The sequence below is a fragment of the Streptomyces sp. HUAS 31 genome, from assembly GCF_028198125.1.
GTDB classification, from domain to species: Bacteria; Actinomycetota; Actinomycetes; order Streptomycetales; family Streptomycetaceae; genus Streptomyces; species Streptomyces chartreusis.
Window position 1 is genome coordinate 4341571 of record NZ_CP116353.1, and the last position, 25553, is coordinate 4367123.

Genomic DNA, 25553 nt, shown 5'->3' on the forward strand with positions numbered 1-25553 from the left:
CGGATACCACTGACAACCGTGCCGAGCCGTTGGAACCAAGGGGTTGTACGGCCCCTCCCCGGCCGTATCCCGGCGGCCCCGCGGCCGTACGCGACCGGCTTCGGCACCGGGAGTGAACCGGGAGTGACGCGCCGACGGCACTGCGCCCGCCCGACCGAACCCGCACAGGCGCCACGGGCACACGCACCGTATTGACACCGCACTGGTCCAGACCGCACGGTGATCCGCGACACATTCGCATCCGCGACCCGGGAGGGCCCCGCATGAGCGACAGCACGCCGGCCGACCAGTTCTTCGACGCCGCGATCGGCCTGCTCCAGCGGGTCCGTGACGAGGAGGCCGAGAACATCGAGGCGGCCGGCACCCTGCTCGCCGACACGGCCGCCGCCGACGGCCGGCTCTTCGCCTTCGGCGCCGGTCACTCCTCCCTCGCCGCCCAGGACGTCGTCTACCGCGCGGGCGGCCTCGCCCTGATGAACCTGCTGGCCGTGCCCGGCGTCGTCGGCGTCGACGTCATGCCCGCCACACTCGGCTCCGCCCTCGAACGCGTCGACGGCCTCGCGAGCGTGGTCCTCGAAAGCTCTCCGCTGCGCTCCGGCGACGCCCTGGTGATCATCTCCCTCTCCGGCCGCAACGCCCTCCCCGTCGAGATGGCCATGGCCGCCCGCGCCCTCGGTGTCAGGGTCATCGGCGTGACCTCGGTGGCGTACGCCTCGGAGACGACGTCCCGCCATGCCTCCGGGACCTACCTCAAGGACCACTGCGACATCGTCCTCGACTCGAAGATCGCGATCGGTGACGCCGAACTCACCCTCGACACGATCCCCGCGCCCTTCGCCCCCGCGTCCACCGTCGTCACCTCGGCGCTCCTCCAGTCCGTCATGGCCACCGCGGCCGCCACCCTGGCCGACCGCGGCATCGAGCCCCCGCTCCTGCGCTCGGGCAACGTCGACGGCGGCCACGACTGGAACAGGCGGGTGTTCGAGAAGTACGGGGACCGGATCTTCTACCGGCAGTGAGGCGGGCGGGGCCGGGCGAGCGGCCCCGGGCGGGGCGGCGGCGGGCGCGGCGAGATCCCGGCGAGCGACCCCCGGCGGGGCGACGGCCCGGCGAGCGTCCCCGGGCGGGGCGGGGCTACTCCCGCTCCACGGCACCCGCCAGATCCAGCGCGGAAGCGATCCGTACCGCCACGTCCTCCGCGTACACCGCATCACCGCGGCCGAACGCGGTCCGGCCCGAGCCGCGCAGGAACGTCACGACGCCCAGCGTCCGGCCCCGGCTTCGCAGTACCGCGCACAGCGCGTGCACCGCGTCCGCCGGCCACTGCCGCGCCACGGCCCACTCGCGCGCCCGCTGCGCCGGCAACTCCCCCGCGTCCGCCCGCACCGACCCGGCCCGCGCCACGCACTGCAACGCCGGATGCCCCTCCGCGTACCGCACGGGCAACCCGGCCTCCCCGCCCAGCCGGCTCGGACCCGGCGCCCCGGACGGCGTCACGGCGACCCGGACCAGCCGTACGGGATCCGTCGTCTCCCCGCCCGCCGCCTGATCCGGCACCGCACCGCCCGCGACCCGGTCGATCAGCGCGTGATCGGCGAACCCGGCCAGCGCGAAGTCCAGATGAACCGTCGCCGCCTCCGCGGGGTCCTCGCACTCGGCGGCGGCCCGCGCGGCACGGTGCAGCTGGTTGGTGCGGAAGCGCAGCATCGCGGCCTCCTGCTCCGCCTGCTTGGCCTCCGTCACGTCCTGGAAGAGCCAGCCCACCCCGAGCGGCACGGGTTCCTCCGCCAGCGGCGACGCCAGCCGTACGAAACCGCACCGCCAGCAGCGGCGCCGCTCACCGTCCGGCGTCCGCACACTCACCCAGATCTCGGCCGGCGCCGGCGGCGCGCCCTCCGCCAGGACATGCGTGAGCGCGCTCTCCAGCTCCTCGACCCCCTGCGCGAGCAGCTCACCCAGTGGCCGCCCCAGCACGGACGTACGCCCGATGCCCAGCGCACGAGCCGCGTGAGCGTTCACAACCGCCGGTCGCAGATCCGCGTCGACCAGCACCACGCCCCACGAGGCGTCCTCGAACAACGCCTCGCTCAGCGCGATCGACCGCTCCAGATCGATCTGCGCGTGCACCTCGCTGAACGCGCAGTAGACGCCCGCGGGCTTCCCGTCGGGCCCTCGCACGGCCGCCGACTGCGTACGCACGAGCACCCGCCCGCCGTCCTTGGTCAGCAGCGCGAACTCGTGCACCTGCCGCCCGGGAGCCTCCATGGCGGACATCAGCCGCCCCTCGACCTCCTCGGCGTCGGCCTCGCGCACCGCCCAGCCGGCGAACCCCTGCCGGCCCACCGCCTCGGCCGCGGTCCATCCGAGGATCCGCTCCGCCTCACGGTTCCAGTGCGTGACGACGCCGTCGCCGTCGAAGGCGCACAGGGCAGCGTCCATCCCGTCCAGCAGGGCGGCCAACAGATCGGAGCCGCCTGCCGAACCCTCCGAACCACCCGCCGAACCGTCCGGACCGTCCCGCTCGGGTTCGTCCGGTCCCAGCTCGTCGGTGGTCCCACTACGCCGGGAAGCACTCACCTGGACCCCCTGCCAAGCTGCGTCCGTACGTACATCACGTCGGTTCGCTCACTCGCAATCATCTAACTGGACCGTGACCCAGCACACACCGAGTTCCCCAAGATTGAAGGAATCGTTGTACGAGCCGATGTACTCCTAGGCCAATCGCAGGTCCACCCACAGATCGGGCCCGCCCTCCACCACGTACCTGTCGGTCTCGACGAACCCGCGCGCCTTCGCGAACCGCAGCCCGTCCTCGTTGTCGGCCGACACACACGTCTCGATCACCTTGGCGCCCAGCACGCGCGCGTACGCGAGCCCGTGCCGGAACAGTCTCGTGCCGTACCCGTGCCCCCGGTACTCGGGCAGCACGCGTGCGATGACGGTCGCCACCGCGTCCGCGCCCGCCGGCGGCCGTACGGTGGAGCAGCCGACGAGCACATCTCCTGCGTATGCGTTCCGCAGCCGGTACCGCCTGCTGCGCTTGCGCACCTCACCCAGATCCATGGCCGCGGGAGGAACGATCACGTTGTGGACGTGGCGCCACTCCTGAAGCATCGCCTCGCCGTCCACCGGAACAATCCGAAGATCAGACACATGTGCCATTTCCCCTGCGCGCGTACACCTCAATCTCGATCTTCAGACCTCGTAAAACCGGTTGATCGCCGCCCGACCGGTTCCTAGGGTGGCGCTTACGTAGGAAAGGAGGTGATCGGGTAAATGATTGAAACCCGGACGTACGAGGTGGCTGCGGGCTAGCGGCCCGCCACCACACGCAGTGCGGTGCCGGACCAGCACGTGAGGTACGCGTGCAGCCGGCCCATTTCCAAGCAGTCACCCGACCCGCGGGCCGCCGGTACGTCCGACCGGCTCCTCCAATGGAGGACCAGGCTCGCGGGTCGCCTGCTGTCCTGGGGCCCCGCCTCGGCCCCACCGCTCACGGACTCAGCCGCTCCACCCGCCACCCTCCGTCCTGCTCCGCCACATAGCGCAGGCGGTCGTGCAGGCGGTTTTCCCTGCCCTGCCAGAACTCGACCGTTTGGGGGGCCACCCGGAAGCCGCCCCAGTTCGGGGGGACCGGGACCTGTTCGCCCTCGGGGTAGCGGGCGGCGAGGTCGGCGTACGCCGTGTCGAGTTCCGTGCGGGAGGCGATGACCGAGGACTGGGTGCTGGCCCAGGCGCCGAGCTGGGAGCCGTGCGGGCGGGTGCGGAAGTAGGCGGCGGTCTCGTCGCGTCCGGTGCGCCGGGCGACACCCGTGACGATGACCTGGCGGGCCATCGGGTGCCAGGGGAAGAGCAGGCAGACGTACGGGTTCTCGGCGAGGTCGCGGCCCTTGCGGGAGCCGTAGTTCGTGAAGAAGACGAAGCCGTGGTCGTCGAACTGCTTCAGCAGCACCGTGCGGGAGCTGGGCCGGCCGTCGGCGTCCGCGGTGGAGACGATCATCGCGTTCGGCTCGAAGAGGTGCGCCTCCGAGGCGGCCTGCTTGAACCAGCGGGCGAACTGGGCCACCGGAGTGGCGGCCAGGTCGGTCTCGGTGAGGCCCTCGGCCCGGTAGTGCTTGCGCATCGCGGCGGGGTCGGGCGCGGGCTCGGCGGGATCTGAGGCGACGGCGTCTCGGTCGGTCACGCGGTCATCTTGCCGTATCCGAACGGGCGTCGTCCGGCGCGGTGCCCTTCACCACTGGATGGCACTCAGTGCCGCAGGGCTCCCCAAAAGGTGGCACTGAGGGTTATCGTTCTGATGCCGTTCCGGTTGGATGACCGCCAGCCGCACGGGGCATCACAGGGGTACGCCCCGGACCGCGAGTCGACAGGGGTTCGAAGTCCCGCAGGGCCGGGCTTCGAGCCCGTGACCGTGGATCCACCGGGTGTGCGCCCGTCTCCGCCGACTGACATGTGGTCGTTCCACCCACCCGTTCCACCCACTCGCTCCACCCACAACCCCATCCGTCGCACACATCACGAGGAGCCGCCTGATGTCCGATTTCGTACCCGGGCTCGAAGGAGTCGTCGCGTTCGAGACGGAGATCGCCGAACCGGACAAGGAGGGCGGCGCCCTCCGGTACCGGGGCGTCGACATCGAGGACCTGGTCGGCCATGTCTCGTTCGGCAATGTCTGGGGGCTGCTCGTCGACGGGGCCTTCCGTCCCGGACTGCCGCCGGCCGAGCCGTTCCCGATCCCCGTGCACTCCGGTGACATCCGCGTCGACGTACAGTCCGCGCTCGCCATGCTCGCCCCCGTGTGGGGCCTGAAGCCCCTGTTGGACATCAACGAGGAGCAGGCCCGCGCGGACCTGGCCCGCGCCGCCGTCATGGCCCTGTCCTACGTCGCCCAGTCCGCGCGCGGACAGGGCCTGCCGATGGTCCCGCAGCGCGAGATCGACAAGGCGCAGTCCGTCGTCGAGCGGTTCATGATCCGCTGGCGCGGCGAGCCCGACCCCAAGCACGTGGCCGCCGTCGACGCCTACTGGACGTCCGCCGCCGAGCACGGCATGAACGCCTCCACCTTCACGGCCCGCGTCATCGCCTCCACGGGCGCCGACGTGGCCGCGGCGCTCTCCGGTGCCGTGGGTGCCATGTCCGGCCCGCTGCACGGCGGCGCGCCCTCCCGCGTCCTGCACATGATCGAGGAGATCGAGCGCACCGGCGACGCCGAGGCGTATGTGAAGCAGACCCTCGACAACGGCGAGCGTCTGATGGGCTTCGGCCACCGCGTGTACCGCGCCGAGGACCCGCGGGCCCGCGTGCTGCGGCGTACCGCACGGGAGCTGGGCGCGCCCCGCTTCGAGGTCGCCGAGGCGCTGGAGAAGGCGGCTCTGGCGGAGCTGCACGCCCGTCGTCCGGATCGTGTCCTGGCGACGAACGTCGAATTCTGGGCGGCGATCGTCCTGGACTTCGCCGAGGTCCCGGCGCACATGTTCACGTCGATGTTCACGTGTGCCCGTACGGCGGGCTGGTCGGCGCACATCCTGGAGCAGAAGCGCACCGGCCGTCTGGTGCGCCCTTCGGCGCGCTATGTGGGTCCGGGCTCCCGCAACCCGCGCGAGATCGAGGGCTACGCGGACATCGCGCACTGAGCCCCACGCACCACCCTCCCCTCCGGCGGGCCGGTCATCACGCGGGCCGTAGCGCTTCGCGTGGTGCCGCTCGCGGCGGGCGCCCCGTGCCTGCCGTGGCCGGCCGATGGCGGCACACGGAACGTGACTGATCCACTCCGCCAGTATGCTGGGGCCGCTGCGGCATCCCACCATCACCCGTCCCTGCGTGGTGAGTTACGGCCTGCGGCGTCGAGATCTCTTACGGCATGAGGGATGGGGAACAGGTGCTGATAGCGGGCCGCTACCGGCTGGGCGAGTCGATCGGACGCGGCGGCATGGGGGAGGTCTGGCGGGCCTACGACGAGACGCTGGGCCGGCATGTCGCCGTAAAGCTGCTGCTGCCGCAGGACTCCGACCCCACGGCCACGTCCCGGTTCCGGCTGGAGGCGCAGACCGCCGCGCGGATCGACCATCCGAACGTGGTGGGTGTGCGGGACTTCGGCGAGTACGACAACCGGCTCTTCCTGGTGATGGAGCTCGTCGAGGGCGACAATCTGGCCCTGCTGCTGACGCAGTCGGGGGCGCAGCCGGCGGAGCGGGTGGCGCGGATGGCCGCGCAGGCCGCGGCGGGCCTCGCCGCCGCCCACCGGCAGGGCATCGTCCACCGGGACATCAAGCCCGGCAATCTGCTGCTGGACGCCGACGGCACCCTCAAGATCGGTGACTTCGGCATCGCCCGGTTCGTCGACGACCCGGGAGCCGCGCTCACCGCGACCGGGCAGATCGTCGGCACGAGTCTCTACCTCGCCCCGGAGCGGGCGCTGGGCAAGCCCGCCGGTCCGGCCTCCGACGTGTACGCGCTGGGCTGTGTGCTCTACCAGTTGCTGACCGGGCGTCCGCCGTTCCAGGCCGACTCCGCCGTGGCGATCCTGCATCAGCATCTCGACGCGGCTCCCGTGCCGCCGCGCGAGCTGGGGGTCGCCGGTCTGCCGCCCGCGTTCGAGAACTACCTTCTCGGTCTGCTCGCGAAGGAGCCGGAGCACCGGCCGGCCGCCCAGCAGGCCGCCGACTGGTTCGCGGAGGGCGCCTGGCTGGGCCGCTCTGAGCCGCTGCCCGAGGTGACGGCTCCGTCCCGCCCGTCGCCGGTCCCGGCGGCCGGCGGCCCCGGCCCGGACGGGAGGGGCGGCACCAGCCACCCGACGACATACGCGCTGCCCTCGAACCAGGGCACGCCGCCACCCCGCGGTGGGCAGAGCCGCGCCCACAACCGGTCGCGCTCCGCGCCCGCCGCCCGGTCACGTTCGTCGTCGACCACCCGGTCCCACTCGGCGTCCGCCGCCCGATCGCACTCGGCGGCCCCCGCCGGCTCGCACGGCGTCTCCCCCTCGCGCGCCGGGTCGCACGGCGGCTCTTCCACCCGCGCCGGGTCCCGAGCCCGCTCCCGTCCCCGCGCGGCGTCCGGCTCGGGCGCCAGGAATCTGCTGATCACGGTCGCCGCGGCGGCGCTGTTCGTGGCCGCGATGCTGCTCGGGATGCTGTGGTTCTCCCCCGACAAGAGCGCCGCGGAGAGCACGAAGTCCGACACCTCGCCCGGCCCGAGCGCCACGACCTCCGTGTCGCCGCCGGAGTCGAGCCCGTCGCCGATCACCTCGGCGACCGCCGACCGCGAGACGCGGGACGCCGAGGAGCGGCGGGAGCAGAAGAAGCGCGAGGAGGAGAAGCGCGAGCAGGAGCGGCAGCGCGACGCGCGGCACGACGGTGACGACGACGAGGGCGACGACGACTGACGGCGGCCGCCCGGCGATACGCGAGGGCGACGCCGTCAGCCCAGTGCCTCGTCCAGCAGCAGCCCCCACTGCGCCACCACGCGGTCGCGGCGCCCGGCGTCGTCGGTGAGGAGGTTGGCCAGGCCCAGGCCGCGTGCCATGTCCAGCACGCCCTGGACGGTCTCGCGGACGCCGGGGCGGGACTCGTCGACGCCGAGCAGGTCGACGGCTATCCGGTGGGTCTCGCGGCCCACCCGGGCTTCCAGCTCGGTGACCCGGGGCCGTAGCTGGTCCTCGTTCGACGCGGCCACCCACAGGTGCAGGGCCGCGCGGAACAGGGGCCCGGTGTAGAGGTCGACCAGGGCGGAGACGACGGCCCGGCGGTCGCCCGCCGCGCCCTCGGGGAACAGGGCGCGCAGGGCTGTGGAGCGTTCCTCGGCGACGTACTCGACGGCCGCCGTGAAGAGGTCCTCGCGGGTCGGGAAGTGGTGCTGGGCCGCGCCCCGGGAGACGCCGGCGCGTTCGGCGACGACGGAGACCGTGGAGCCCGCCCAGCCGTGTTCGGCGAGGCAGGCCACGGCGGCTTCCAGGAGGCGCTGGCGGGTGGCGCGGCTGCGGTCCTGCTTGGGCACGCGGTCCACGCGGTCGCCGACTGTGCTCACACCACCCATTGCGGATCCCGTCGTTCGAGGAAGGCCGTCATCCCCTCGCGTGCGTCGGCGGAGGAGAACAGCCGGGCCGAGAGTGCGGTCAGGTCGGCCGCGTCCCGGTCGAAGGTTTCCAGCACCTTAGCCGTGAGCAGTGCCTTCGTCTCGGCCAGGGCCTGCGGTGCGGCCCTGCGCAGGCCGTCCAGGACGGGTTCCAGTACGGCGTCGACGTCGTCGCCCTGCGCCGTGAGCAGGCCGATCCGGGCGGCCTCGGGCGCGTCGAGGCGTTCGCCGGTGAGGTAGTAGCGGGCGACGGCGCGCGGGTCCACGCGCGGGAGGACCGGCAGGGAGATCACGGCGGGGGCCACCCCGATGCGGACCTCGGTGAAGGCGAAAGTGGCCTCGCGGGAGGCGGCGGCGATGTCGCAGGCCGTGAGCAGGCCGAGGCCGCCCGCCCGGACGTGGCCGGTGACGCGGGCGACGACCGGTTTGCCCAGCTCGACGATCTGCCGGAGCAGGGCGACCAGCGCGTCCGGGTCCGGAGGGTCGCGCAGGTCGGCGCCGGCGCAGAAGGTGTTGCCGGTGTGGGTGAGGACGACGGCGCGTACGTCGGCGTCCTTGGCGCAGTCCGTCAGCGCGTCGGCCAGCTCGCCCACCAGCGCCGCGGACAGCGCGTTGCGGGTGGCCGGGGAGTCGAGGCTCAGGGTCTGAACGCCGCGCGTGCGGGTGCGGCCGATCAGCGTCATGTGCTCTCCTTCGGCGCGCGCAGTTCGCGGCGCAGGATCTTGCCGGAGGCGGCGCGCGGGACGCCGTCGATGAAGGTGACCAGGCGGACCCGCTTGTAGGGGGCGACGCGTTCGGCGACGTACATCATGACCTCGCCCTCGGAGAGGCCGGTCGCGGAGGGTTGGCGGACCACATAGGCGTGCGGCACCTCGTTTCCGTCGTCGTTGTAGGCGCCGACCACAGCCGCGTCCGCGATACCGGGGTGGGTGAGCAGGAGTGCCTCCAGTTCGGCGGGCGCGACCTGGAAGCCCTTGTACTTGATGAGCTCCTTGACGCGGTCCACCACGAACAGCCAGCCGTCGGCGTCGACATGGCCGACGTCGCCGGTGTGCAGCCAGCCGTCGGGGTCGATCATCGCGGCGGTGGCGTCGGGGCGGCCGAGGTAGCCCTTCATGACCTGGGGGCCGCGGATGAGGATCTCGCCGGACTCGCCGGTGCCGAGGTCCTTGTCGGGGTCGTCGAGGGAGACGATGCGCATCTCGGTGCCGGCGATGAGCCGGCCGACGGTACCGGCGGGCGCGTCCTGCATGGCGGCGAGCGGGACTACGTGGGTGCCGGGGGACAGTTCCGTCATGCCGTACGCCTGGCCGACCGGTGGCAGGCCGAGGCGCTGCGAGCAGGCGGCGGCGAGCTTGGCGTCCAGGGGCGCCGCGGCGCTGACGATGTACTTCAGCGACGACAGGTCGTACCGCGCGACCAGCGGGTGCTTGGCGAGGGCCAGGACGATCGGCGGGGCCACGTACAGGCCGGTGATGCGGTGGTTCTGGATGGCCGCGAGGAAGGTCTCCAGGTCGAAGCGGGGCAGGACGACGACGGTGGCGCCGACCTTGAGGGGCGCGTTCATCAGGGCCGTGAGGCCGTAGATGTGGAAGAAGGGCAGTACGGCGAGGATGCGGTCGCCGGGTCCTGCCGGGATCGCCGGTTCGAGCTGGGCGAGGTTGGTGGCGATCTGGCGGTGGGTGAGCATCACGCCCTTGGGGATGCCGGTGGTGCCGGAGGAGTACGGCAGGGCCGCGACGTCCGCGACGGGGTCGATGTCGACCTGTGGCTCGGGGGCGGCGGAGGCCAGCATGTCGATGAGCGAGCGGTGTCCGGGCGCGCTGTCGCAGACGAAGATCTCCTGCACGCCGCCCGCGAGTTCGGCGGCCCGGCGTGCGCTCTCCAGCAGCGGTGAGACGGTGACGATCCAGCGGGCCGCCGAGTCCTTCAGCTGCTTGGCGAACTCCTCGGGCGTGGCGAGCGGGTGCACGGTGGTGACGGAGGCACCCGCGCGCGTGGCGGCGTAGAACGCGGTGGGGAAGGCGACCGTGTTGGGGCTGTGCAGGGCGAGGATGTCGCCCTTGCGCACGCCCGCCTCGGCGAGGCCGGCGGCTATGCGCCGGTGGAAGCGGTCGAGCTGTTCGTAGGTGAGGGTGGTGCCGTCCGTGCCGTCGATGAGCGCGGGTGTGTCCCCGAACTCGGCGGCCCGGCCCAGTACGGCCTCGTGGATGGGCAGTTCCACGGCCGGGACGTCTGCGTACTCGCTGCGGAACACGGTTCCTCCTCGCGACACGGCGCCGCACGGGCGCGGTCAGTACGACTTGGGCAGGCCCAGGGTCTGGTGGGAGACGTAGTTGAGAATCATCTCCCGGCTCACCGGAGCAATACGAGAGACGCGTGCCGCGGTTATCAACGAGGCGAGCCCGAATTCGCGCGTGAGGCCGTTGCCGCCGAGAGTGTGCACGGCCTGGTCGACGGCCTTCACGCAGGCCTCCCCGGCCGCGTACTTGGCCATGTTGGCGGCCTCGCCCGCGCCGACGTCGTCCCCGGCGTCGTAGAGGTGGGCCGCTTTCTGCATCATCAGGCGGGCCAGTTCCAGGTCGATGTGAGCCTGCGCCAAGGGGTGCGCGATGGCCTGGTGGGCGCCGATGGGGGCCTTCCAGACGGTGCGGTCGCGGGCGTACTCGATGGCGCGGGCGAGGGCGTAGCGGCCCATGCCGATCGCGAAGGCGGCCGTCATGATGCGTTCGGGGTTGAGGCCGGCGAAGAGCTGGAGGAGCCCTGCGTCCTCGTCGCCGACAAGGGCGTCGGCGGGGAGCCGTACGTCGTCGAGGGTCAGCTCGAACTGCTTCTCGGCGGCGGCCAGTTCCATGTCGATCTGGCGGCGCGTGAAGCCTTCGGCGTCGCGCGGGACCATGAACAGGCAGGGCTTGAGGTTGCCGGTGCGGGCGTCTTCGGTGCGGCCGACGATGAGGGTGGCGTCGGCTATGTCCACGCCGGAGATGAACACCTTGCGGCCGGTCAGGAGCCAGTCCCCGGTGTCCGGGTCGCGGCGGGCGGTGGTGGTGATGCGGTGGCTGTTGGAGCCGGCGTCGGGTTCGGTGATGCCGAAGGCCATGGTGCGGGTGCCGTCGGAGAGGCCGGGGAGCCACTCGCGTTTCTGTGCCTCGGTGCCGAAGCGGGCGATGACCGTGCCGCAGATCGCCGGGGACACGACCATCATCAGCAGGGGGCAGCCCGCGGCGCCGAGTTCTTCGAGGACGATGGAGAGTTCGGCTATGCCGCCGCCTCCACCGCCGTATGCCTCCGGCAGGTTGACGCCGAGGTAGCCGAGTTTGGCGGCCTCGGACCAGAGGGCCTCTCGGTCGTAGTCGCGGCCGTGGCGTTTGCCGAGGGCGGCTACCGCAGCGCGGAGGGCCTTGTGCTCGTCCGTTTCGATCGTGGCCATGTGACTCCTTCGTCGTGGCTGGTCGCGCTCGCGCGGCGGTAGCCGCAAATTGATACAGCCCCGCGCCCCTAAGGTTCTTGCACTACCGCGAGCAATGAGCCGACCGTCACCTGCTGGCCGGGTACGGCGTGCAAGGCGCTGAGCGTTCCCGAGGTCGGGGCCGAGATCTTGTGTTCCATCTTCATCGCCTCCAGCCACAGCAGGGGCTGGCCGGCCTCCACCGTCGCCCCCTCGGTCAGGCCGTCGGCGACGCGGACGACCGTTCCCGGCATGGGGGCCAGAAGGGAGCCCGGCGCGATCTGTGCCGTGGGGTCGGGGAAGCGGGGCAGTGCGGTCAGGCGGGTGGTGTTGACGTGGATCTCGTCGGCGTATCGGGCGATCTCGAAGTTCCGCCGTATGCCGTCCACTTCGAGTACGACGAGGGAGGCGTCGGCGTGCACGACGCGCACTCCGTCGGCCTCCAGGCCCGCGCGGGTGTGGCGGTAGTGGACCTCGATCTCCTCGCCGGCCACCGCGTAGCGCTTGGTCTGGGGCTGGGAGGGGACGTTGCGGAAGCCCCCGAAGCGGGAGCGGGCGTGGGTGTCGGCGAGGGCCGCGGCGAGGGGGGCGTGCGGGTCGGGGGCCGGCTCGGTGAGTTCGGTGAGGTGGCGGTCGTAGAAGCCGGTGTCCATGCGGGCGGTCGTGAACTCCTTGTGCCGCAGGGAGCGGACGAGGAGATCGCGGTTGGTGGGCGGGCCGTGGACGGCGGCGCGGTCCAGGGCCCCGGCGAGGGCGCGGATCGCCTCCGCGCGCGTGGGGGCGTGTGCGACGGCCTTGGCGAGCATCGGGTCGTAGTGGACGCCGATCTCGTCGCCGTCGGTGAAGCCGGTGTCGAGGCGGATGCCGTCGGGGACGGCGAGGCGGTGCAGGGTGCCGGTCTGCGGGGCCCAGTCGTGGGCCGGGTCCTCGGCGTACAGGCGGGCCTCGACGGCGTGGCCACGCGCGTGTGGCGGTTCGTCGTCGAGGGCGTGCCCTTCGGCGACACGGAGCTGGAGGGCGACCAGGTCGACGCCGTACACGGCCTCGGTGACGGGGTGTTCGACCTGGAGGCGGGTGTTCATCTCCAGGAAGTGCGCGGTGTCGCCGGCGACGAGGAACTCGACGGTGCCGGCGCCGACGTAGCCGACGGCCCGCGCCGCCCGTACGGCCATCTCGTGGAGGGAGTCGGTGAGTTCGGAGGTCAGGCCGGGTGCCGGGGCCTCCTCGATCACCTTCTGGTGGCGCCGCTGGAGGGAGCAGTCGCGGGTGCCGAGGGCCCAGACCGTGCCATGGGTGTCGGCGAGGATCTGCACCTCGACGTGCCGGCCGTCCTCCAGGTAGGGCTCGACGAAGACCTCGCCGTCACCGAAGGCGCTGTGGGCCTCGGCGCGCGCGGCCTCCAGTTCGGCGTCCAGGTCCGCGAGTCGCCGTACGACGCGCATGCCGCGGCCGCCGCCGCCCGCGGCCGCCTTCACCAGGACCGGCAGGTCGGCCTCGGTGACCTCGCGCAGCGGCTCGACGCCCATCAGCTCCTTGGCGCGCGTCTTGGACGCCATCGCCTCGATCGCCTCCGGGGCCGGCCCGATCCAGGTGAGTCCGGCGTCGAGGACCGCGCGGGCGAAGCCGGGGTTCTCGGAGAGGAAGCCGTAGCCGGGGTGCACGGCGTCCGCGCCGGCGGCGAGCGCCGCCTTCACGATCAGGTCGCCGCGCAGATACGTGTCGGAGGGCGCCGCGCCGGGCAGCCGTACCGCGGTGTCGGCCACGCGTGTGTGGAGGGCGTTCGCGTCGGCGTCCGAATGCACGGCGACCGTCCGGATTCCCAACTCACGGCAGGTGCGGAAGACCCGGCAGGCGATCTCGCCCCGGTTGGCCACGAGTACAGAAGTGATCACTGGTGATCCCTCACATCCGGAAGACGCCGAAGCCACCGCGCGCGCCCTCGTAGGACGCGGTGTGGATGGCGGACAGACACATGCCGAGGACCGTGCGGGTGTCGCGCGGGTCGATGACCCCGTCGTCGTACAGCCGCCCGGACAGGAACATCGGCAGGGACTCGGACTCGATCTGCTGCTCCACCATGGCCCGCAGCGCCGCGTCGCCCTCTTCGTCGTACGGCAGCCCCTTCGCGGCGGCCGACTGGCGGGCGACGATCGACAGGACGCCGGCGAGCTGCTGCGGGCCCATGACGGCCGACTTGGCGCTGGGCCACGCGAACAGGAAGCGGGGGTCGTAGGCGCGGCCGCACATGCCGTAGTGGCCGGCGCCGTAGGACGCGCCCATGAGGACCGAGAGGTGCGGCACGCGGCTGTTGCTGACCGCGTTGATCATCATCGCGCCGTGCTTGATGATGCCGCCCTGCTCGTACTGGCTGCCCACCATGTAGCCGGTGGTGTTGTGCAGGAACAGCAGCGGGATGTCGCGCTGGTTGGCGAGCTGGATGAACTGGGCGGCCTTCTGGGACTCCTCGCTGAACAGGACTCCCTGGGCGTTGGCGAGCACGCCGACGGGATAGCCGTGCAGGGAGGCCCAGCCGGTCGTCAGGCTGGTGCCGTACATCGGCTTGAACTCGTCGAAGTCGGAGGCGTCGACGATCCGGGCGACGACCTCGCGCGGGTCGAAGGGGGTACGCAGGTCGCCCGGCACGATCCCGAGCAGCTCGTCGGCGTCGTACTTGGGCGGCTCGGCCGGGCCCGGATCGCCGTACGCCTTGCGGTGGTTGAGGCGGGCGACGACACGCCGCGCCTGGCGCAGGGCGTCCGGTTCGTCGACGGCGAAGTAGTCCGCGAGACCCGACACGCGTGCGTGCATCTCCGCGCCGCCGAGGGACTCGTCGTCGCTCTCCTCGCCGGTCGCCATCTTCACCAGGGGCGGGCCGCCGAGGAACACCTTGGCGCGCTCCTTGACCATGATCACGTGGTCGGACATGCCGGGGACGTACGCGCCGCCGGCCGTCGAGTTGCCGAAGACGACCGCGACGGTGGGGATCCCGGCCGCCGACAGCCGCGTGAGGTCCCGGAAGATCGCGCCGCCGGGGATGAAGATCTCCTTCTGCGACGGCAGGTCGGCGCCGCCGGACTCCACGAGGTTGACGACCGGCAGCCGGTTGGCGAGCGCGATGTCGTTGGCGCGCAGGGCCTTCTTCAGCGACCAGGGGTTGCTCGCCCCGCCGCGCACGGTCGGGTCGTTGGCGGTGATCAGGCACTCCACGCCCTCGACGGTCCCGATGCCGGTGACGAGGGACGCGCCGACGGCGTAGTCGCTGCCCCAGGCCGCCAGCGGCGACAGCTCCAGGAACGGGGTGTCGGGGTCGAGAAGCAGCTCGATGCGCTCGCGGGCCAGCAGCTTGCCGCGCCCCCGGTGCCGTTCGACGTACTTGGGGCCGCCGCCGGCGAGGGCCTTGGCGTGCTCGGTGTCGAGTTCGGCGAGCTTGGCGAGCATGGTCTCGCGGTTGGCCCGGTAGTCGGAGCCGGTGGTGTCCAGGGTGGACGGCAGCACGGTCACAGCAGGATCTCCGGGATGTCCAGGTGGCGGGAGCGCAGCCATTCGCCGAGGGCCTTGGCCTGCGGGTCGAAGCGGTGCTGGGCGGCGACGCCCTCGCCGAGGATTCCTTCGACGACGAAGTTGAGGGCGCGGAGGTGGGGCAGCGGGTGCCGGGTGACCTTCAACGGGCCGCTCTCGGGAATCAGTTGCCGGAACCGGTCGACCGTCAGCTCATGGGCGAGCCACCGCCAGGCGTCGTCCGAACGCACCCAGACGCCGACGTTGGCGTTCCCGCCCTTGTCCCCGCTGCGGGCACCCGCGACAAGCCCGAGGGGGGCCCGCACGGTGGGCCCGTGCGACAGCGGCCGCGGCAACGGCGGCTCGGGCACTTCGTCGAGTACGACGGTGTCGTGGGCCGGCGGCACAGGGATCCGGCGTCCGTCGTGTAGGACGGCCACATGGTCGACGCCACCTTGGGGGACGTGCACATCCTCGAAGACTCCATAGGGCGAGCCTTTTCCGGGTGGGGCCAGCACATGGAAGCCGGGGTAGCTGGCGAGCGCCAGCTCGATCGCGGCGCCGCTCAGGGCCCGGCCTACGGCTTCCTGGGACGGGTCGCGCACGACGAGCCGCAGCAGCGCGCTCGCCGTCTCCTCACTGGGGGCGTCGGGCCGGTCGGTGCGCACCAGGTCCCAGCGGACCTCGGCGGGCGGCGACTTGGCGAGCGCGTCGGTCAGCTGCTCGCGCACGAGGTCGGCCTTGGCCTCGATGTCGAGGCCGGTGAGCACGAAGGCGACCTCGTTGCGGAAGCCGCCGAGGCGGTTGACGCCGACCTTGAGCGTCGGCGGCGGAGCCTCACCCCGCACGCCCTCGACACGGACGCGGTCCGGTCCGTCCTGGGTGAGGCGCACGGTGTCCAGGCGGGCGGTGACGTCCGGCCCGGCGTAGCGGGCGCCCGCCGTCTCGTACAGCAGCTGGGCGGTGACCGTGCCGACGTCGACGAGGCCGCCGGTGCCGGGGTGCTTGGTGATGACGCAGCTGCCGTCCTCGTGCAGCTCGGCGAGCGGGAAGCCGGGACGGCGCAGATCCGCGCCGCTCCTGGCGGCCTCGTGGAAGAAGGCGTAGTTGCCGCCGGTGGCCTGTGCCCCGCACTCCAGCACATGTCCGGCGACCACGGCTCCCGCGAGCCGGTCGTGGTCGCCGGGACCCCATCCGAAGTGGGCGGCGGCGGGGCCGGTGACGAGGGCCGCGTCGGTCACCCGGCCGGTGACGACGACGTCGGCGCCCTCCCGCAGACAGGCGGCGATCCCGAAGCCGCCGAGGTAGGCGTGCGCGGCGAGGCTGCCGGGGTTGGCGGCGGTGAGGTCGTCGCCCTCCACATGGGCGACCCGCACGGGAAGGCCGAGCCGGTCGGCCAGTTGCCGTACGGCGTCCGCCAGTCCGGCCGGGTTGAGGCCGCCCGCGTTGGCGACAATCCGCACGCCGCGCTCCCGGGCGAGGCCGAGGCACTCCTCCAGCTGCCGCAGGAAGGTGCGGGCGTAACCGGCGCCGGGGTCCTTCAGCCGGTCGCGGCCGAGGATCAGCATGGTGAGCTCGGCGAGGTAGTCGCCGGTGAGGACGTCCAGTTCGCCGCCGGTGAGCATCTCGCGCATGGCGTCGAAGCGGTCGCCGTAGAAGCCGGAGGCGTTGCCGATCCGCAGCGGGCGGGGTTGCCGCGTCACCGGGTCGCCCCCTTCGGCGCGCGGCCCTCTCCGGGTGGGCCGGCGAAGACCTGGGCGATGTCGAACCAGCGGTCGGCGTCCGGGCCTTCGGCGCGCAGCGCGAGATCGGAGCGGTGGGCGCGCTGGGTGACCAGGAGGCAGAAGTCGAGCGCCGGGCCGGTGACCCGCTGCGAGGCGTCCTCGGGGCCGTACGTCCACAACTCGCCGGAGGGCGCCACGAGTTCGATGCGGAATTCCTCGAACGGCGTCGGGAGCCCGTTCACACCGAAGGCGAAGTCACGGGTGCGTACCCCGATCCACACCACATGCCTGAGACGGTCGGTGGGTGTGCGCACCACACCGAGTGCGTCGGCGATGTCCTGACCGTGGGCCCAGGTCTCCATGAGCCGGGCCGTACCCATGGAGGCGGTCGACATGGGTGGGCCGTACCAGGGGACCTTGGTGCCGGGCGCGGCCTCACGCAACGCCGCGTCCAGGGCGGCCCTTCCCTCCCGCCACCGCGTCAGCAGTTCGGCGGGCGGCAGCGCGGCGCCCTCCTCGGCCCCGTTGTCGACGAAGGACCCCGGCGACTTCAGCGCCTCCTCCACCAGTTCGTGGAACGCCTTCACGTCGGTCACCGCCAGCAGCGCCGAGTGGTCCGTCCAGGCGAGGTGCGCGATCTGGTGGGCGACGGTCCAGCCGGGCGCCGGTGTGGCGAGCGCCCACTGCTCGGGGCTCGCATCGGCCACGAGCCGTTCGAGCTCCTCGCTCTCCTCGCGCAGATCGTCGAACACGGGCGTCGGATCGGACACGGGTGCGCTCCCCTCGGGGCACGGCGGTGTGCGGGGTGGTGCGGTGTGGTGTGGAGCATGGCAGTGCCCAAGAAAACAAGCAAGCACGCTTGCATAATTGCGGTCGTTCCGTGCACGACCGGGGGTGAGGGCTGTGCGGACGCTGTGTGCTCAATACACTCGGCGATCGCGCCCATCGCGGCGCCAACTCGCATATCGGGGGACGAAAGATGAGCAACTGGAACCCGGGCGGACAGCCGCCCCAGGGGCCACAGCCCTACCCGCCGCAGCCGCCTCAGCCCTATCCGCCCCAGCCCTACGTGCCGCCCCAGCCCCAGCCGCCCTACCCGGGGCCGCCGGGGCCGCCGCCGGGCGGGCCGATCACCCGGCTGCGGCGGCGGATCGGCCCCATCCACACCGCGCGCAGGGTCTTCACACCGACACGGTCGAGCGTTGTCTCGGACCCGCAGGTGGCCCGGATGCGGATGATCAGGACCATGGTCGGCGTGGGCGCGTTCCTGTGGATGTCCTACACCTACAAGCTCTCCACCAAGCTCAGCGACACGGCGAGCGAGCAGGTCGACAAGTCGTGGACCAGTGCCCTCGTGCTGGCGGCGACCCTCCCGGTCATTGTCGGCATCCTGTACGGCCTGGCCGCTCCGGCGGCACGACGGGACCTGCTGCGCCGGGCCGGGCGGTGCTTCGGCGCGATCGTGGCCATGATGGCGGCGGCCGCCGTCTTCCCGATCGTCGTGCTCTCGGGGTTCTACAAGGGCAGCCCTCTCGTGGAGGGCTCGCTGACGGCGATGAAGATCATCCAGCTTGTGGCCACCCTCTTCATCCTCTTCTGGGTGATGCCGTTCGTCGTCTGGGGCGTGGGACTCGCCGTCCAGCACGTGTTCCGCACCGCGGACATCCACGAGACGGTGCCGCCGCTGCTGATCATGGCGTTGGCGTGGGAGATGGCGCTGATCGACGTGCTCACCGGCGCCCACGCGGGCGTGCCGACCCTGGTCCGGTACGTGTTCATCCTGGGCGCCCCGGTCTCCGTCACGGCGGTGGGCCTGTGGGAACTGCGCCGCCTGCGCACTCGGTACGGCCTGGCCGTCCGGGACCTGCTGATGCGCTGAATCGGCTCCGCGAGTCGCTATGAGTCCTACGGCGTCCGACGGTCTTACTGTCGGGTTCCGAAGGTGGTGTTCTCGTCGAGGCCCGCACCTTCGACTCGCAAGTCGCCCTCCTACGCCACCGCGTGAAGCGCCGGCGCTGTGCCGTTGTGCCGTGCCCTGGAGCGCTGCCGCCTCAACTGGTCACGGCCTTCGCGCGCCCCCGTCCCACCTGGGTCCGCACCGCTCCCATGCTCGCCGCGATGACCAGGGCGATGGCCAGGGCCTGTAGGGCGGAGAGTGCCTGGTCGAGGATGAGGAAGCCGGCGGTGGCGGCGACGGCCGGTTCCAGGCTCATCAGGATGGCGAAGGTCGCCGCGGGCAGGCGGCGCAGGGCGAGGAGTTCGAGGGTGTAGGGCAGGACCGAGGAGAGGATCGCCACGGCCGCGCCCAGCCCGATGGTCACCGGGTCGGTGAGCTTCGTACCGGATTCGGCGATGCCCAGGGGCAGGAACAGCACGGCTCCCACCGCCATCGCGAGGGCGAGTCCGTCGGCCTGGGGGAAGCGTCGGCCCGTGCGGGCGCTGAAGATTATGTAGGCCGCCCACATGGCGCCGGCAGCCAGGGCGAATACGACACCTATGGGATCGAGGCTGCCGAAGCCACCGCCGCCGAGGAGGAAGACACCGGCGAGGGCGAGTCCGGCCCAGACGAAGTTGACGGCGCGGCGCGAGCTCAGGACGGAGAGGGCGAGCGGGCCGAGGACCTCCAGGGTGACCGCGGGGCCCAGGGGGATGCGGGCGACCGACTGGTAGAAGAGGCCGTTCATCGCGGCCATGGTGATACCGAAGACGATCACCGTGCTCCAGTCGGTGCGGGAGTGACCGCGCAGCCGGGGGCGGCAGACCACCAGCAGGACGATCGCCGCGACCAGGAGCCGCAGCGCCACCACACCGAGCGCACCGGCCCGCGGCATCAGGCTCACCGCGAGGGCACCGCCGAACTGCACCGAGATCCCGCCGGCCAGCACCAGGCCCACGGGACCGAGCGAGCCCCAGCGACGCGGGGCACCGGCCGACGGCTCAGGGACGGCCCTGGTGAGGGTCGGTGAGGGCGTGGCGGCGGCGTCAGGGGTACTCACGGGCGTTCCAGGGGCTCGACTCGGGTTCGTTCATCGCACTGCACTTCCGAGTCCAGGGTAGTGGACTCCGTCAGGTGTGTGAACCCGTTATGCCACTGTCCCAAAGTGTGGACGGCCGGACGGGGGAGCGGGTGGGTGGGGAGGCAGGGGCCGGAGCCGAAGCGGGTGGCGGGCGGCCGGGAATCAGCGGCGCGCCATGTACAGGTCCAACGCCTTGTGCAGCATCCGGTTGAGCGGGAAGTCCCACTCCCCCAGGTACTCGATCGCCTCACCGCCGGCGCCCACCTTGAACCGCAGCAGGCCAAGGAGGTGATTGGACTCCTCCAGCGTGTCGGTGATGCCGCGGAAGTCGTAGACGGCGGCGCCGAGTTCATGGGCGTCGGTCATCATCCGCCACTGCATGGCGTTGTTGGGCTGGACCTCGCGCTTGCGGCTGGTGGAGGCGCCGTAGGAGTACCAGACGTGCTCGCCGACGGTCAGCATCGTGGCGGCGGCGAGGGTGTCGCCGTCGTGGTGGGCGAGGTAGAGCCGCATCCGGTCGGAGTGCTCTGCGGTGAGGGCGGTGAACATGCGCTGGAAGTAGGGCAGCGGGCGCGGGAGGAAACGGTCGCGCTCGGCGGTCTCGACGTAGAGGTCGTAGAACACGGGCAGGTCCTCGTAGCCGCCCCGCACGACCTTCACGCCCGCCTTCTCGGCCTTCTTGATGTTGCGCCGCCACTGCTGGTTGAGGCCGCGCTGGATGTCGTCCGGCGTCCGGCCGGCGAACGGCACCTGGCAGACGTAGCGCGGCTGCCCGGCGGCGAAGCCGTCCTCGCCGCCCGGCTCGGTCTGCCGCCAGCCGGACCGCCGCAGCCGCTCGGCGATGTCCTGGGCGCCCGGTTCGTACGACGTCGGCTCCGCGTCCCGCAGCCGGCGGGCGGCCGGGTCGGCGATGGCCGCCTTCACGGCCTCGGTGTTCCAGCGCCGCGCGACGACGGGCGGGCCCATCTTCACGGAGAAGGCGCCCTGGCCCTTGAGATACGCGAGCATCGGCTCCAGCCACCGCTCCACGAGGTCGGGCGCGTGCCAGTCGATCAGGGGACCCTCGGGCAGATACGCCAGGTAGCGCTTCAGCTTCGGCAGCGGCCGGTAGAGCACCAGCCCCGCGCCGACCAGGCGCCCCTCCCCGTCGAACCAGCCCACGCTCTCCGCTCTCCAGTCCGGCTTCACGTCGCCCCAGGACGGGACCTGCATATGGCTCGCGGACGGGCGGGCCGCGACGAAGGCCAGATGCTCGTCGCGGGTGATGGGCCGGAGGAGGAGGGGCATGGGGGGCTCCTGTAGGTGCCGGGCGAGGCGGCCGGGGGCGACGGCCGCGACCTCAGAGGTCGAACAAGCTGGTGATCATCCAGCCTATGCGGGCCCCCGCACGAGCTCACCTCGTACGCCCGCCCCCCTCACGATCGGCGTACACCTCCTGGAAGCGCGGGGGAACCGCGCACGGCCGGCCCCCGCCCAGGCCGATCAATCGACCAACGGCGCTGCAACCCCCTAGGGGCGCGGGGAACTGCGCGACCAGCCCCCACTCACCCGCGGACCGGAACGAGCCGTCACCCCCACCTACCCAGACGCCCCCAGCCTCTCCGCCAACACCTCCGCCAAATGCCGCCCCCGCACCCCGGCCAACTGCTCCAGCTGGGTCCGGCAGGAGAACCCGTCCGCCAGCACCACCGCCCCCTCCCCCGCTCCCCGCACCGCCGGTAGCACCTGTTCCTCCGCGCACGCCACGGACACCTCGTAGTGCCCCTTCTCGAAGCCGAAGTTGCCCGCGAGACCGCAGCAGCCGCCGCTCAGCTCGCCTGCCAGTCCCGCGGCCTCACGCAGACGTCGATCGGGCGCGTCACCCAGAACCGCGTGCTGGTGGCAGTGGGTCTGGCCGACCACAGGCCGTTCGACGCGCGGCGGCGTCCAGTCGGGTGCGTGCCGCTCCAGCGCCTCCGCGAAGGTCAGGACACGGTCGGCCAGCCGACGGGCCCGCGGATCGTCGTGCAGCAGTTCCGGCAGGTCCGAGCGCAGGGCCGCGGCACAGCTCGGCTCCAGGACCACGACCGGCGCGGCAGTCCCCAGCACCGGCTCCATCAGGTCGAGCGTGCGCCGCAGCACCGCGCGGGCCCGGTCGAGCTGCCCCGTGGAGACGTACGTCAGGCCGCAGCACACCCGCTCCCGGCCGCGCAGCAGCGACATCGGATCCATCGCCACGGTCATCCCCTCCCCGTCCCCGGACGGCGTCCGCCACCGCACCGTCGGCGGCAGCGCCACCCGCAGCCCGGCCGCCTCCAGCACCCGTACGGCCGCCTGCCCCACGGACGGCGACAGGTGCTCGGTGAAGGTGTCGGGCCACAGGAAGACGAGGTCGCCGCCCGTGCCGACGGGGGTCTTCTCGCGCCGCTCCCACCAGCGGCTGAACGTCCGTGCCGCCAGCCGCGGAATGTCCCGCTCCGGCGCGATCCCGCCGAGCCGCTTCGCCGCCCACGCGAAGGGCGCCGCGGCGGCGAGGGCGTTGACCAGCGGAGCGGTACGCGTGCGTGCCACCAGCCGCAGCCACTGCGGCAGCCGGCCCATGCTGTGGTGCGCGGCCGGGCGCCTGCGGCCCTCGTAGTGGTGGTGCAGGAACTCCGCCTTGTACGTGGCCATGTCGACCTCGACCGGGCAGTCGGACCGGCAGCCCTTGCAGGCCAGGCACAGGTCGAGGGCGTCACGCACCTCGGTCGAGCGCCAGCCGTCGGTCACCAGTTCCCCGGCGAGCATCTCGTGCAGCAGCCGGGCACGCCCGCGCGTGGAGTGCTCCTCCTCGCCGGTCGCCCGGAACGACGGGCACATGACGGCCGGGCCCGCCGCCGATGTCGTACGGCACTTGGCGACCCCGACGCAGCGCCGTACCGCCGCCGAGAAGTCGCCGCCGTCGGCCGGGTAGCCGAAGGCGACGTCCACGGGCTCGCGGGGCAGGGCGGAGAAGCGGAGGTTGGCGTCGAGGGGCGCCGGGCGCACCAGCATGCCCGGGTTGAGCAGGTCGTCGGGGTCCCACACCCCCTTGGCCCGTTCGAAGAGCCGGACCATGTCGTGGCCGTACATCTTCGGCAGCAGCTCGGCACGCGCCTGCCCGTCCCCGTGCTCCCCGGACAGCGAGCCGCCGTGCGCCACGACGACCTCGGCGAGCTCCTCAGAGAACCGCCGGAAGGCGGCGACGCCCGGCTCCGTCAGCAGGTCGAAGTCGATACGGACGTGGATGCAGCCGTCCCCGAAGTGCCCGTACGGCGTCCCGCGCAGCCCGTGCGCGGTCAGCAGCGCGCGGAAGTCCCGCAGGTACGCCCCGAGCCGCCGCGGCGGCACCGCGCAGTCCTCCCAGCCGGGCCACGCCTCGCTCCCGTCGGGCATCCGGGTCGCCGTACCGCTGGCGTCCTCCCGGATGCGCCACAGGGCCCGCTGCCCGCCCGGGTCGGTGACGATCGTCGACCCGACGACGTCGGCGGCCCGCACGATCGCCTCCGCACGTGCGCGTGCCTCGTCCTCCGACGCCCCGCCGGTCTCGACGAACAGCCAGGCGCCGCCCCTGGGCAGCACGTGCGCCGAGGGCACCAGGTCGGCGGCCATGCCCTCCACGGTCAGCGGTCCGAACGGCAGCAGCCCGGCGGCGGCCTCGGCGGCCGCGCCCTCGTCGCCGTACCCCAGCACGGCGAGCGCACGCACGCGTGGCGCCTCGACGAGCCGTACGACCGCCTCGGTGACGATGCCGAGGGTGCCCTCGCTGCCGCAGAAGGAGCGGGCGACGTCGGCGCCGTTCTCCGGCAGCAGCGCGTCGAGCGCGTAGCCGGAGATGCGGCGGGGCAGTTCGGGGAAGCCGGTGCGCAGCCGGGCGAGTTCGCCGTCCACCACCTCCCGCAGTCCCTGTGGCGCGCCGGCCCAGTCCTGTCCGAGCCGCAGCCGCTTTCCGCGCCCGCTGACGACGTCCAGCTCCCGCACGCTGTCGGCGGTGGTGCCCCAGGCCACCGAGTGCGAGCCGCAGGAGTTGTTGCCGATCATGCCGCCGAGGGTGCAGCGGCTGTGGGTGGAGGGGTCGGGTCCGAAGCGCAGGCCGTGCGGGGCGGCGGCCTCCTGGAGCCGGTCGAGGACGAGGCCCGGCTGGACGACGGCGGTGCGGGTGTCCGGGTCCAGGGACACGAGTCCGTTCATGTGCCGGGTGAAGTCCAGGACGATGCCGGTGCCGGTGGCCTGACCGGCGATCGATGTACCGCCGCCCCGTGCCACCACCGGCACCATGTGGTCCCGACACACCTCCAGTACGGCGGCGACGTCGTCGGCGTCATGTGGTGCGACCACACCGAGTGGCACTCGCCGGTAGTTGGAGGCGTCCATCGTCGTCAACGCCCGAGAGGTGACGTCGAACCCGACCTCACCCCGGACGGCCTTGCGCAGCTCTGCCTCAAGTTCCGACATACGTCCACTCAATCAGTCCGGCCGGTAATCGATCAGCCCGTCCGGCACTCACCCAGCCCGGCCGGCGTCTGAGGACGAGGCCCGTTCTGGGCGGGAGCGGGGTCCGGGGGCGGCAGCCCCGCAGGGTGACGGCCGCCGAAACGCCGTCTCACCCGACGGACGAGGTTTCACCCAGGTTTCCCGAAACGGCTAACCTCACCCCGTGGCTGAGATCCAGATTCCCGCTGACATCAAGCCCGCCGACGGACGTTTCGGCGCGGGCCCCTCCAAGGTGCGGACGGAAGCGCTGGACGCGCTGGCCGCGACCGGAGCCTCCCTCCTCGGTACCTCCCACCGCCAGGCGCCCGTCAAGAACCTGGTCGGCCAGGTGCGCGAGGGCATCCGCGAGCTGTTCCAGCTGCCGGACGGCTACGAGGTGATCCTCGGCAACGGCGGCTCCACCGCGTTCTGGGACATCGCGACGCACGGCCTGATCGAGAACAAGTCGCAGCACCTCACCTTCGGTGAGTTCAGCTCCAAGTTCGCCAAGGCCGCCAAGCTCGCCCCGTGGCTCGCCGAGCCCGACGTCATCACCAGCGACCCGGGCACGCACCCGGAGGCGGTCGCCGAGGCCGGCGTCGACGTCTACGCCTTCACCCACAACGAGACGTCCACCGGTGTGGCCATGCCGATCAAGCGCGTGGCCGGCGCCGACGAGGGCGCGCTGGTCCTGGTCGACGCCACCTCGGGCGCCGGCGGCCTGCCGGTCGACGTCTCCGAGACGGACGTCTACTACTTCGCCCCGCAGAAGTCCTTCGCCTCCGACGGCGGCCTGTGGATCGGCGTCTTCTCCCCCGCCGCGATCGAGCGCGCCGAGCGCATCCACGCGTCCGGCCGCCACATCCCGGAGTTCTTCTCGCTGCCCACGGCGATCGACAACTCCCGCAAGAACCAGACGTACAACACCCCCGCTCTCTCGACCCTCTTCCTGCTGAACCAGCAGCTGGAGTGGATCAACGGCCAGGGCGGCCTGGACTGGGCGGTGCGCCGCACGGCCACCTCCGCCCGCACGCTGTACGGCTGGGCCGAGGACATCAAGTACGCCAACCCGTTCGTCACGGACCCGGCCAAGCGGTCGGCGGTCATCGGCACGATCGACTTCACCGACGAGGTCGACGCGGCGGCCGTCGCCAAGGTCCTCCGCGCCAACGGCATCGTCGACACCGAGCCCTACCGCAAGCTCGGCCGCAACCAGCTCCGCGTGGCGATGTTCCCGGCGATCGACCCGGCGGACATCGAGGCACTGACGAAGTGCGTGGACTACGTGATCGAGAAGCTGTAACCGCTTCTCCCACAACCCACGAG

Annotated in this window: 19 protein-coding genes; 5 read left to right on the forward strand and 14 right to left on the reverse strand. The window is 72.3% G+C overall.

Features of this window, described 5'->3' with window-relative positions:
* The first annotated feature begins 263 nt into the window (after window positions 1-263).
* Complete coding sequence (locus tag PGH47_RS19080; protein WP_271664442.1) at window positions 264-1019, forward strand: SIS domain-containing protein; 756 nt, start codon at window positions 264-266, stop codon at window positions 1017-1019.
* A gap of 115 nt (window positions 1020-1134) precedes the next feature.
* Here the strand turns inward: PGH47_RS19080 and PGH47_RS19085 are convergent, their stop codons facing one another.
* The 3 genes from PGH47_RS19085 to pdxH all read right to left on the reverse strand — a co-directional run bounded on the left by PGH47_RS19085 (window position 1135) and on the right by pdxH (window position 4183).
* Window positions 1135-2577, reverse strand: coding sequence for a PAS domain-containing protein (locus PGH47_RS19085; RefSeq protein ID WP_271664443.1), 1443 nt, complete (start codon window positions 2575-2577; stop codon window positions 1135-1137).
* Between the two features lie 135 nt (window positions 2578-2712).
* Window positions 2713-3153, reverse strand: coding sequence for a GNAT family N-acetyltransferase (locus PGH47_RS19090; RefSeq protein ID WP_443048506.1), 441 nt, complete (start codon window positions 3151-3153; stop codon window positions 2713-2715).
* Between the two features lie 340 nt (window positions 3154-3493).
* Entirely contained in the window at window positions 3494-4183 is a 690-nt protein-coding gene (pdxH, locus tag PGH47_RS19095; protein WP_443048507.1) for a pyridoxamine 5'-phosphate oxidase, read from the reverse strand.
* A 349-nt stretch (window positions 4184-4532) separates the two neighbouring features.
* Here pdxH and PGH47_RS19100 point away from each other — a divergent pair, with 349 nt between their 5' ends.
* Together PGH47_RS19100 and PGH47_RS19105 are read left to right on the forward strand one after the other, a co-directional pair.
* Window positions 4533-5633: a citrate synthase 2 gene (locus PGH47_RS19100; RefSeq protein WP_271664445.1), complete on the forward strand. Its 1101-nt coding sequence runs from the start codon at window positions 4533-4535 to the stop codon at window positions 5631-5633.
* 227 nt (window positions 5634-5860) lie between these two features.
* On the forward strand, window positions 5861-7381 hold the full coding sequence (locus tag PGH47_RS19105) for a serine/threonine-protein kinase (protein WP_333938073.1): 1521 nt from the start codon (window positions 5861-5863) through the stop codon (window positions 7379-7381).
* A 35-nt stretch (window positions 7382-7416) separates the two neighbouring features.
* Here PGH47_RS19105 and PGH47_RS19110 read toward each other — a convergent pair whose 3' ends face one another.
* The 8 genes from PGH47_RS19110 to PGH47_RS19145 form a co-directional block, all read right to left on the reverse strand.
* Complete coding sequence (locus PGH47_RS19110; RefSeq protein WP_107906015.1) at window positions 7417-8031, reverse strand: TetR/AcrR family transcriptional regulator; 615 nt, start codon at window positions 8029-8031, stop codon at window positions 7417-7419.
* Window positions 8019-8753: an enoyl-CoA hydratase family protein gene (locus PGH47_RS19115; protein ID WP_030967375.1), complete on the reverse strand. Its 735-nt coding sequence runs from the start codon at window positions 8751-8753 to the stop codon at window positions 8019-8021. Before PGH47_RS19115 ends, PGH47_RS19110 begins: the two co-directional genes overlap by 13 nt.
* Window positions 8750-10327: a 4-coumarate--CoA ligase family protein gene (locus tag PGH47_RS19120; protein WP_271664446.1), complete on the reverse strand. Its 1578-nt coding sequence runs from the start codon at window positions 10325-10327 to the stop codon at window positions 8750-8752. Before PGH47_RS19120 ends, PGH47_RS19115 begins: the two co-directional genes overlap by 4 nt.
* A gap of 36 nt (window positions 10328-10363) precedes the next feature.
* Window positions 10364-11500, reverse strand: coding sequence for an acyl-CoA dehydrogenase family protein (locus PGH47_RS19125; protein ID WP_271664447.1), 1137 nt, complete (start codon window positions 11498-11500; stop codon window positions 10364-10366).
* 68 nt (window positions 11501-11568) lie between these two features.
* Entirely contained in the window at window positions 11569-13410 is a 1842-nt protein-coding gene (locus PGH47_RS19130) for an acetyl/propionyl/methylcrotonyl-CoA carboxylase subunit alpha (protein ID WP_271664448.1), read from the reverse strand.
* A 10-nt stretch (window positions 13411-13420) separates the two neighbouring features.
* Window positions 13421-15019 carry an acyl-CoA carboxylase subunit beta gene (locus PGH47_RS19135; RefSeq protein ID WP_126902717.1) on the reverse strand — a complete coding sequence of 533 codons (1599 nt, stop codon included), beginning with the start codon at window positions 15017-15019 and terminating at the stop codon, window positions 13421-13423.
* Complete coding sequence (locus PGH47_RS19140) at window positions 15016-16719, reverse strand: acyclic terpene utilization AtuA family protein (RefSeq protein ID WP_443048508.1); 1704 nt, start codon at window positions 16717-16719, stop codon at window positions 15016-15018. The genes PGH47_RS19135 and PGH47_RS19140 overlap by 4 nt, the downstream gene beginning before the upstream one ends.
* Window positions 16716-17510 (reverse strand): TIGR03084 family metal-binding protein, encoded by a 795-nt coding sequence (locus PGH47_RS19145; RefSeq protein ID WP_271664449.1) that lies wholly within the window; start codon window positions 17508-17510, stop codon window positions 16716-16718. Before PGH47_RS19145 ends, PGH47_RS19140 begins: the two co-directional genes overlap by 4 nt.
* 209 nt (window positions 17511-17719) lie before the next feature.
* Between PGH47_RS19145 and PGH47_RS19150 the strand changes: the two genes are divergently transcribed.
* A complete protein-coding gene (locus PGH47_RS19150) occupies window positions 17720-18619 on the forward strand; it encodes a hypothetical protein (RefSeq protein WP_271664450.1) in 900 nt (299 codons plus the stop codon).
* A gap of 172 nt (window positions 18620-18791) precedes the next feature.
* Here the strand turns inward: PGH47_RS19150 and PGH47_RS19155 are convergent, their stop codons facing one another.
* The 3 genes from PGH47_RS19155 to PGH47_RS19165 all read right to left on the reverse strand — a co-directional run bounded on the left by PGH47_RS19155 (window position 18792) and on the right by PGH47_RS19165 (window position 24209).
* Window positions 18792-19736, reverse strand: a complete 945-nt coding sequence (locus tag PGH47_RS19155; protein WP_271664451.1) for an EamA family transporter — start codon at window positions 19734-19736, stop codon at window positions 18792-18794.
* A 183-nt stretch (window positions 19737-19919) separates the two neighbouring features.
* On the reverse strand, window positions 19920-21044 hold the full coding sequence (locus PGH47_RS19160) for a lipid II:glycine glycyltransferase FemX (protein WP_271664452.1): 1125 nt from the start codon (window positions 21042-21044) through the stop codon (window positions 19920-19922).
* Between the two features lie 291 nt (window positions 21045-21335).
* The gene (locus tag PGH47_RS19165; RefSeq protein WP_271664453.1) at window positions 21336-24209 is read right to left on the reverse strand and encodes an FAD-binding and (Fe-S)-binding domain-containing protein; all 2874 of its coding nucleotides are present in this window, start codon (window positions 24207-24209) and stop codon (window positions 21336-21338) included.
* Between the two features lie 202 nt (window positions 24210-24411).
* Between PGH47_RS19165 and serC the strand changes: the two genes are divergently transcribed.
* The gene (serC, locus tag PGH47_RS19170) at window positions 24412-25530 is read left to right on the forward strand and encodes a phosphoserine transaminase (RefSeq protein WP_271664454.1); all 1119 of its coding nucleotides are present in this window, start codon (window positions 24412-24414) and stop codon (window positions 25528-25530) included.
* Window positions 25531-25553: the final 23 nt, after the last annotated feature.